7 protein-coding genes are annotated in these 9,690 nt (G+C 55.3%); all 7 read right to left on the bottom strand.

Going from position 1 to position 9,690, the window contains the following annotated elements; all coding sequences use genetic code 11:
• Positions 1–55: 55 nt before the first annotated feature.
• The gene (locus WD071_RS14220) at positions 56–2,290 is read right to left on the bottom strand and encodes a LysM peptidoglycan-binding domain-containing protein (protein WP_368049057.1); all 2,235 of its coding nucleotides are present in this window, start codon (positions 2,288–2,290) and stop codon (positions 56–58) included.
• A 217-nt stretch (positions 2,291–2,507) separates the two neighbouring features.
• Entirely contained in the window at positions 2,508–3,737 is a 1,230-nt protein-coding gene (locus tag WD071_RS14215; protein ID WP_368049056.1) for an outer membrane beta-barrel protein, read from the bottom strand.
• A gap of 97 nt (positions 3,738–3,834) precedes the next feature.
• Positions 3,835–4,017 (bottom strand): hypothetical protein, encoded by a 183-nt coding sequence (locus WD071_RS14210; protein WP_368049055.1) that lies wholly within the window; start codon positions 4,015–4,017, stop codon positions 3,835–3,837.
• A gap of 160 nt (positions 4,018–4,177) precedes the next feature.
• Positions 4,178–4,666, bottom strand: a complete 489-nt coding sequence (locus WD071_RS14205; RefSeq protein ID WP_368049054.1) for a YcjF family protein — start codon at positions 4,664–4,666, stop codon at positions 4,178–4,180.
• A gap of 152 nt (positions 4,667–4,818) precedes the next feature.
• Complete coding sequence (locus WD071_RS14200) at positions 4,819–5,739, bottom strand: alpha/beta fold hydrolase (protein WP_368049053.1); 921 nt, start codon at positions 5,737–5,739, stop codon at positions 4,819–4,821.
• Positions 5,740–5,742: 3 nt separating this feature from the next.
• On the bottom strand, positions 5,743–7,851 hold the full coding sequence (locus WD071_RS14195; RefSeq protein ID WP_368049052.1) for a serine hydrolase domain-containing protein: 2,109 nt from the start codon (positions 7,849–7,851) through the stop codon (positions 5,743–5,745).
• Positions 7,852–7,886: 35 nt separating this feature from the next.
• Positions 7,887–9,690, bottom strand: a 1,804-nt coding sequence (locus tag WD071_RS14190) for a condensation domain-containing protein (protein WP_368049051.1), incomplete at its 5' end; no start/stop codon positions are given.

Genomic DNA, 9,690 nt, shown 5'->3' with positions numbered 1-9,690 from the left:
AGCTGATAGCTGATAGCTGATAGCTGATAGCTGATAGCTGATAGCTGATAGCTGTTCAGACATCATCGGCGCGGGCGACGACCGGGAACACGATTTCCTGGCCAACGCGCACCCGGCTGAAATCCAGCTCCGGATTGTACTGCCGCAACAACCACAGCGGCACCGAATATCGCTGCCGCGCGATGCTCGCGATATTCTCATTCGCCGCCAGCTCATGCCGCGCCAGATCCTGAATTCTATAGTTGCGGAAGAAATTCTCCTGCTGTGCCACATGGAACTGTCGACGACGCAGCTCAAATTCATCCTGATTCACATTGCTGAAATCCATGCGCAGCCGCTCACCGATGATCAACGTCTGACCGAAACTCAGCTGGTTCAGGTCACGCAAGGTCTGAGTCGGCACATCCAGCCAGTCCGCAAAATGGCCCAGGGTCTCGGAAGCCTGGACTTCCACTGACGCATTATCAGCCACCGAATAATCTGACGGATCCGCCGATAACGCTCGAACGGCCATTTCATTACTGGCGCTGACACTCAGGTCCGGCTCCACCGCTACTTCATCTGCCGCTGCCTCCGACATCGCCTGAACTGCCAGGCGGTCTCCATGAATCCGCGCATCATACTGCGGCGGCCCCATCAGGGTGCGACCTGTCATAGCCTCGGTTTGCGCCAGCACCACCGGTTCATCGATCACGTTTTGATCCACAGCCGCGTTGTAGGCAACTGACACCACCGTTGGCTCATCCCCCGAGGGTATCCGAAGCTCCTGACCGGCATAGATACGGTGCGGGTCCGTAATCCCGTTCGCGCGCAGTATGCCGTTTTCACTGATCCCCAGGCGTGTCGCTATGCGCGATATTGTATCTCCCGAGCGCACGCTGTAGGTGTCGCCCGCTGCCGCTACAGCTGCGATCAGCTCCGGCTGCGACCGTTCAGTCGGCCCTGAAGCCAGGGTCTGTGTGGCCGTATTGGTATCATGCGGCAGCAACAGGGTTTGCCCGATCTGGATTCGGTGCTGGTTGTTCAGCTGGTTCAGTGACACCAGCTGACTGACCGAGGTATCAAAACGACCGGCGATGGCTGAAAGACTATCACCACGTTGCACCACGTAGTTCACGTCCGGTGTCTGGTAGGCAAACATCTGCTCCGCCGAAATACGCCCCATCAGGGTGGCCAGTGGCGCATCAATCGAGTTGCGCTGAATCTTGACAGTGTAGCCGCGCGGAATGCGTTTGCCACCCTGCCATACCACCGGGCGCAGCGCCGGGTTGTCGAAGCGCAACTGGTCCAGAGTTACGCCAAGCGCTGTGGCAAGTGTGTCTGCCTCTATATAGGCGTCCAGTTCGAATTCATCATATTGTGGCGCTGAGTCCAGATGCAGCAGCCCGAACAGTGCCTGGGCACGGCGCTCGACATCCAGCACCGCCAGAAACTGCGGGTAAAAGTTGCGCGAGGCAAAACCGAAGGCACGCCCGTTGTAATTGGCAATGATATCTTCAATCTGATCACTGCCCACTTCGCGTACGGCACGTGCCAGACCGCCGGCACCGTGATTGTAGGCAGTCAATGCCAGCGGCCACTGTCCCAGCAGATTGTAGTTGTACTCCAGCAGGCTCATGGCGGCGTTGGTCGCCACATAGGGGTCCATGCGCTCATCCACAACATTGTCGATACGCATGAAACGCTGCCCGGTGGCTCGAATGAACTGCCACATACCGGCCGCATTAGCGTGAGAGTAGGCACCGGGATGAAAGGACGACTCGACATGCGGCAGCGCGCCGAGTTCCACCGGCAAGCCGCGCTCGGACGCGACGCGGGTTATATGCTCGCGGTAGGCACCGGAACGAATCAGGCCTTCAACAAAGCGGTCTGATTGCCCCAGCTGAAAACGCACATTATTGGCGGCTTCCGCCAACTGGGCGTTGGTGACATCATCAGGCCAGGCATCCAGAGTCTGTTGCTGAGTGAGGGTCAGGCCACTGCGTTTGCCGCTGGCAAGAACCTGCAGATCTTCAACAATCCGGCTGCGGAACTGTTCGATTTCGCGGCGGTTGTAGTCTACCCGGCGATACACCACCGCCAGGTTGCGGGCATCGTGCAAAAACCCGCTGTCAGTATCCACTTCTGTATATACGCGCGTCCAAAAGCGAATCGCCGGCTCCAGTGCAGCGGGCCTGGGCAGTGCCTCAGACTGAGCCTGAGCAGAGCTCACCGACAGCGTCAGCAAACCCAACAGACCTAAAAAACACCCGAGTGCATATCGATGCAGGCTTGTTTTTATCGTCAGCATAATCCACAAAACTCTCAGAACTGTCGTCAAAGTGCAGAATCGGACAACTGTTGATCAGACCAGTGGCCGACCATTGATGCATGCCAGCGCGCCACCAGGAACGTGATTCCACGATCTTGCCCGCGCCAAGGCACCCTGTCAACTCCGGCCAGCGTTCAGGAGACCAGGAAACAAGAGCTGTGCGCCCGGCAGGCGCACGCAGGATCCCTGAGAGAAATCAAAGCGAATATCTGATGCTCAGGACCGTGTGAGCCTGCTGCGTGTCGAAACTTGAGAAAGCAGGGTTTTCAGCGTTCTGCGCAAAAATGTTGGACATGGCCAGCATTTCGAAATTGGAATTGATCTGCCAGGCAAGCTCAACGTCCAGTTCAAATCGGTCAATCACTATCGGTGTATTCTGGAGCTCGGTTCTGTTGTAGCTGGGCCCCATCCTCAAATACAGATTTGAAGCCAGCGACCATGCGCCGCCCAGAAACACGTTTTCCTCGAAGATACCACCTGAATTCGGGATATTGGTTTCGTGAAATCGCCGGTCGGCGGAAAACACCAGCGCAACAGCGTCATTCAGCGCGTAGTTTAATCGGCCACTTCCCACCCAGGCATTTTCGATATCCGGTATTGCGGCACTCCTGAAGCGTTGTGTGAAGCGGAATATATCCAGATCGCCGGAAAACTTGCCAAATTGATATTCAGCACCGATGCCATAACGGTTTTCGTCAGAGTTACGTTCCGCCAGAACCGGACTGGAGCTGGACTCATACCTGACTTCCTGTGTGCCACCGAACACGAACCCCCGACCCCAGCTGAAATACCGGCCAGCAAGCAGAACATAGTCCCGCTCCGATCGGTTCAAAGTATTATTCTGGACTCCCGATGAGCTCTCGGAATCAACCTGGTCGTTGCGTGCCATTACGTTAGCAAACAAGCGCGAATTATCGACTTCAAAGATCGCCTCAACACGCTGGATCTGCTCATGACCGCTGGTAAAACTGTTGAGCTGATCCGATTGTGTTTTACCTAAAATATCCTCTTCATTGATCAGCAGTAAGCGCAGATTTGTTATTTCCGAGGTAACAAAACGACCGAAAACAGTTGCTGTGGTCGCATCAAGGTCCATGTCCTGATACGCATCGTCGCGAAAATCCTGGTCGTAGTGCTCCAGAGTGCCGATCAGCAAATGGCGCTCACCGGCCGACGTCAATGTGGATGACACTGCCAACTGGGTTGCTTCGGAGCTCAAATGACTGGCATCCCGATAGACATTATTCGTGGTCATCAGTCCAGCCGTAACACCAGCGTCCAGATGGAGGCCGCCCAGAACCATGCCCTCCGGCTGCGGAAAACCGTCGGGAACCGGAATATCCTGAAAATGAGCATTTTGTGCATTCACTCCTTGTGCGAAGCACACCAGCAACGGCACGAATACGACTTTAAGGGATTTTTTCATCAAGTGTACGGCCTCTCGGAACATTCTCAGACAAGGAAACTCAGATAAGGGAAAAACGGCAAGGAACCCGGGGAGCGGGGCAGCAAAAAAAGCCCTCTCAGGTGCTTTCCTTCACCCTGGCGGGCGCTGTTACCATCAGTACCAACGCCATGAGGACAGGGGAAATAAGAAGTGAGAAAGTAAATATGCCGGAAAAGCCGATGGAGCGCTTTCGCCCCAGAAAACCGACAAGGGCGCTCACGCAGACATAGACTATGAGTAAAAGCGGGTCAAACATCATTATTCACACTCCATGCAAGCGTAATAAATGAACCGGTAACTACTCTGCACGCTGTGCAGAGTAGTTACCGGATAGCAGATACCTCAGGATATCTTAGATCGCTTAGACAGCTTTCAGAAAATCCGGCGCGCTTCGCGCAAGCTGCAAGGACAAGATCAGATCAGGCCTTGGCAGTCTTGGCACTAAACTCGTTCTTCAGATCGTCTTTAACTTTATCGACGTCAAAGTTCGACAGCGTACCGCCACCTTCAAAGTGATTAACAAACACTTTACCTACTGCATAGGTCGCGGCTGCCCCCAGCGCACCCAGGCTCACGCCACCGGCAACGGATCCCAGTCCGGGAATGATCTTCAGTGTTGTGAAGGCAACCGGCGCGGCGAGACCGCCTGTTGCCAATGTCCCCAGCAGGGTCGCAACCGTAGTCTTGATGGCATCCTGCTTCACAGTTCTACCGTAAAGATGTGTCAGTTCACTGACCATTTTTACCTGAACGGCCGCAAGACCGGCAAGATCAACGTAAGGGACGGGAATGAAGCCGGCGGCGGCACTCCACTTGCACTTATTGGAGATAATGGCGGACGCTTTCTCAAGCCGCTCCGCCTTGTCTTCGATCTGGGTGTCAATTTCGGTTTCGGTCTTAGTAGCCACGTTACACTCCTTATGAAAAAAGCCGCTGGTTAACTGCAAATTGGGCGGCCGCACGTAATTTTGCGGGCGCATTGATCGTAAATGGCGCAGGCCAGAATGGTAATCCAGCAAATATTCCTTTTTGCACCGAGCGCCAATCAAGTATGCTCAATTTAAACTCTGGATTCAAGTTCTTTCTCTATTCGTGTAACACCTCTTTCGCTTCCATTATCCTGAATGAATTGTGTTATCAAAGCAGCACTTTTAACCGGATTATCCAGCATCACAGCATGCCCTGCCCTGGGTACAACCGAGAGCAAACCACGGTCACCCAGCACCGTTACCATCTTCAAGGCCAGAGACTGTTCAAGTATCGATGAAGCCTGACCACGAACAATGTGAACGGGCAGCTCCAGCGCACCGAGCGCCTTCCACAAACGCACGCTCAGCTCTCCGTTTTTTTTGTCCATGCGGCGAAATTCCGGGCTTTTATGCCAGATGCCGGGCGTGAAGGCCGGATCGGTCTTGGCCCTGAGCCTGCCCCGGTCAATACGCAGGCCGAAACGGGCGACACGTGCGAGTTCCTGGGTGTCTGCCATCACGTAAATCCTGGCCAGGCCATCAAGGTAGGCCTGAGCGTCGGCATAGTGTTCAGGCAACTGCATGACATCTTTGACCAGACGCTCTCCCGCCTCCGGACTGACCTCCGGCCCGGCATCAACAATCGTCAGTGACGCTATCGGACAACGCATTGATTCAAGTGCCAGTATCGCTACCCGGGCGCCCAGTGAATGCCCGACGATATGCAAGTCGGCATCGCCGAAACCAGCCAGAAAATCCTGCAGATCTTCGGCGAGCTGCCAGTGTGAATACTTCCGCGCAGGGTCCCAATCCGAATCCCCATGCCCGCGCAGATCCAGCGCGACCACATGATGCTGCGCCTGCAACGCTGCCGCCAGCCCATCCCAGACATGAGCGTCGTTGGTGAACCCATGCAGCAATATGCAATAACTGGCGCTGTTGGCTTGCGCACAGGGATGGCTCAGGTAATGTAACCGTAAGCCATCCCGCGCCTGGAAAAATCGACTTTGCATGCGTTACTCTGTGCCGTAGAGAATGTCGAGAATGCCTTCCAGCATGACTTCATTGACATCGGAAATGTGAATACTGCCGTCGGGGTTGGATTCCGTCAGCAGAGTTCGGTTCAACAGCACGGCCATCGCTGTACCGGTGCCGATGACGTCATTGGGATTTCGGTAATGGTATTGCCAGGACGCATCGTAGCCAACTATCTGGCCTCTGTGACCGAAGACCTGAAGCCCCAGATCCTGTACGACCCCCTGCAGCATATTAATGTCTTCACCGAAGGCACTTTTCACCTCAAACGGCTCGCGCATCAGGGCCTGAGTGGCAGGACTCATCAATTCCCCCTCCATCACCGCATTGGCCCATTTGACCAGATCGGCCGCTGTTGAAATCATCGCACCTGAACCCATCGTGTAGGCGGGATCCGTGTCAGTTCTCTCCAGATCGGTATGCGGAAAACCGAACAGATCTGCAACGAATGGCCCCTGATTATCGGCCCAGTTAACATAACCTCGCGCATGTGTACCTTCGAGTTTGAGCTCACCCGGCGACGGCACAACCGTATTTGTCAGGCCCAAAGGCTCAACAAACCGGGTGCGAATTTCATGCTCCCAGCTATTCTGTGTCACCATTTCCGCGATTTCCTGCAACAACACGTAGTGTGTGTTTGAGTAATTCCACTCCTGGCCAGGTTCGTTCACCAGATAGGGGCGATCTGGCGTGGCATTGTTTCGGGCAAAGGCCGAATTGACGGAGGCCCCGATATCGATCAGTTCACCGGGAGCATAAACAAAACCCGGCAGACCGATATATCGCACAAACCACAGATCGGTCATACTCGGCTCAACATCCATGGTGATGCCAAATGCCCGTTCAAAGTCCGGGAATTCATTGGTAAAACTGAAAATGCCCGCCGTGTGGTTCAGCAGCATTTTAATAGTGGTCACGTCCCCGCTGGGGAATTTACCAGGGAAGAATTCGGACAGCTTCTGGTCCAGAGTCAGTTTCCCCTCATCGACCAGTTGCATGATCAGCATGCCGGTGAAGGATTTGGTGGCACTGCCGATTCTGAATTTGTGCTCCGGCGTCAGCGCTTCACCTGTCTGCGTATCAGCAACACCTGCAGCGGTGTGCCAGATTTGACCGTCAGGCAGTTCAATCGACAACGCGACACCCGGTATAGATTTTTCCTGTAACCGCGCCAGCATGTAGCTCTGGATTTCCAGTTTCTGGAAATTGATTTCAGCTGCATCCGCCGTGTAGCTCACGGCATCAGCGTTGACGCCTTTGGCCGCTGTCGCAAGCGCCGAGTACTGACTGCTGAAGCTTCCCGAGGCAAGATTTGTTGCCGCCAGACGATCCGCAAGCGCCTGCTTCATTGCGCTTGTAAGCTGGATACCATTGACGCTGTTGTTGTCAGCGTCCAACAGGCCCAATACCTGCAATGAGCGCGAATACGCCGGGTCACTTTCACCCTGAGAAAACAGTGACGCGTAGGCGCTGCCTGTTGCTGCGGTCGCGGAAATCTGCTCACCCAGTCCAAGTGCGCCAATACTGAATGTCACGGGGCTGCCTTCAACGGCGTAGAACCTGCCCTGGGAATCCGTCACACCAGTCTTTGTACCGGATGCATAATCCAGCCCCGACACCGGGACGGATAACCTGCCGGGCGTCACCGGCCACAGATTTTTTAACTGAAACTGCGGCGCCGATCCGGTAATGGAAAATGACGCATCCATTTCCGCTGCATAGTACTGGCCGTCCAATGCAAAAACAGGCACGCTCAATGTGCTGCCAGAGAATCGCGCTGCATGATCATGGAAACTGTCCACTGGTCCCGCAGGTCCCAGCAAACGTGAGTCTGATACCTGCAGAACGTCGGACACAGAGCCGGGGACCATTGTCAGCTTTACGCTGTAGAGGTCTCCGCCGAAGGCCAGCTCGGGCAGAACAATACTGCCATTGGAAAATTCTGGAATTTCCCTGCCATCTACCGTGTCGGCGTGGACGCTGCTACCCGTCACACCTGCCCACATTAATACCAGAGATAAAGAAAGAGATTGGCCGTTGACGGCAAGCAATCCCGGCCTGAAGCCAGCAATAAACGAACGAGTTTTCATAAGCAGTTCTTCCCGTAAGGATGATTTATTAATGATCACAAGCGCGCGAACCGACGCCGCACTCTTTCCCAACAAGTCCTCATAATATCGGACTTAAACACGGCTGGCGACCATGCCACTTGTATTTCAAGCGCCTGATCGACAACATAAAACTCCATATGCAAAGGCACATCAACTGGTGACGTTGGCGCCATTGCCTTGTCGAAAACCCTGCCCGTCAAAGTGAACAGGTTGTCCTGACTCTGGCTGTTGGTGAACTCGCCAAGATAATTAAAGCTTACCAGCGCCGGCAATGCCGTCTGAGGTTCAGCGTCCGCTGCCATACAGGCGAACACATCCGGTCGCCCGATCGCGTCGGACTGCAAGACGCGATAAGCCTGCAACAGCCCATCGGCGCCAGTGAACACCTGCGGGTCGATATTGACCAATCGTGCCCGTGTCAGCCAGGCGACCTGGCGTGACAGATCCAGTTCACCATCACGACCATGACTCTCCACCAGTAGCGGAATTTCATCAACAGGCAAAAGCCCTCCAAGTTCACTCAGCGTCGTCGCCAACAACAGGTCCTGCAGCCTGAAGTCGGGTTGTTGCCCTGCAGACTCGCGACGCAGGAACTCGCGCAATGCGGTCAGATCATCAGCCGCAATCTGCACGTGCAGCGTGTGCAATTCATTGTGAACACCACATGCCGGCGCCAACGAAGCTGTCGTGGCCACGGCTTTGCGGTAGGCATCGGCGTCTGTCAATGGCACGGACTGCAGTTCCGCGCAGCGTGCATCCGTCACCGCCTGCAACAGGTGCGGGGGTGACAGGCGCGCGACATCAATATCTGCGTCCAGTAACGCCTGCGTCAGCGCATTCAGATCAGCAATCAGGGTTCGCAGTGAAACCCAGTCAGCGACAAGGTGATGCAACGCCAGCACCAGCGTCTCGCTGACGCCATCAGGCGCCTGTACCAGAATGCCGCGAACCAGCGGCCCGGTAGCCAGGTCAAACGGGCGGCAGGCCAGTTCCTCAATAGCACATTGATCGGCTTGCATTCCGGCTGTGGTAGTACGCCGGTAGTGACTCAAAACGTCATCAACGCTCAGAGTCTGCTGTACTTCCTGCAACCATTGGCCATTCTGCGGGTAGAATCGGCACCGCAACGAGTCATGGTGTTGTATCAGCACAGCCATGGCATCTGCGAGCACACTTGCCGACACATCGGCAGAGACATTCAATTCGGCCACGATATTAAAATGCCTTGCCGCATCACCACTTCTGGAACGCAGGAACCAGCGTTGCACCGGCAACAACGACATGTGCCCGGCCAGCGGCGCCCTGAAGAGACCGGACTCTCGCCAGGGTGCCAGCGCACTGGCCATGTCTGTCAACAACGGGAACGCAAAAAAATCTTTCAGCTCACAGGTATAGCCGGTCGCCCTGATGCCATTGAGTACTTCAAGTGCCTTGATCGAATCACCACCGAGCGCAAAGAAGTCGTCATGGCGCCCGGCACGCGTCACGCCCAACACGCGACACCAGATCTGCGCCAGTACCCGCTCAGCGTCTGTCGCCGGGGGAACGTACGCCGTTTCCGTGGTGACGGCGCGCGCCAGCAGTGCGTCCCGGTCAATTTTGCCGGCACTGGACAGCGGAAAAGCAGCCAGCAGCACCACCGCATTGGGCAACATATGACGAGGCAGTGTCTTGCCCAGCGCAACAACAATGGCAGACCTGAGCGCATCATGAGAGTCCTGCGCGTCAGCCGTCACACAATACAACAGCAAACCTGATTGTGAGTGTGAAAGCGCCAGTGCATCGTCAACGCCGTTCACCTGCCGCGCCGCATGCTCA

It is taken from the genome of Pseudohongiella sp. (assembly GCF_040877505.1).
Taxonomy (GTDB): Bacteria; Pseudomonadota; Gammaproteobacteria; order Pseudomonadales; family Pseudohongiellaceae; genus Pseudohongiella.
This window is presented reverse-complemented; position numbering and strand designations above follow the sequence as displayed.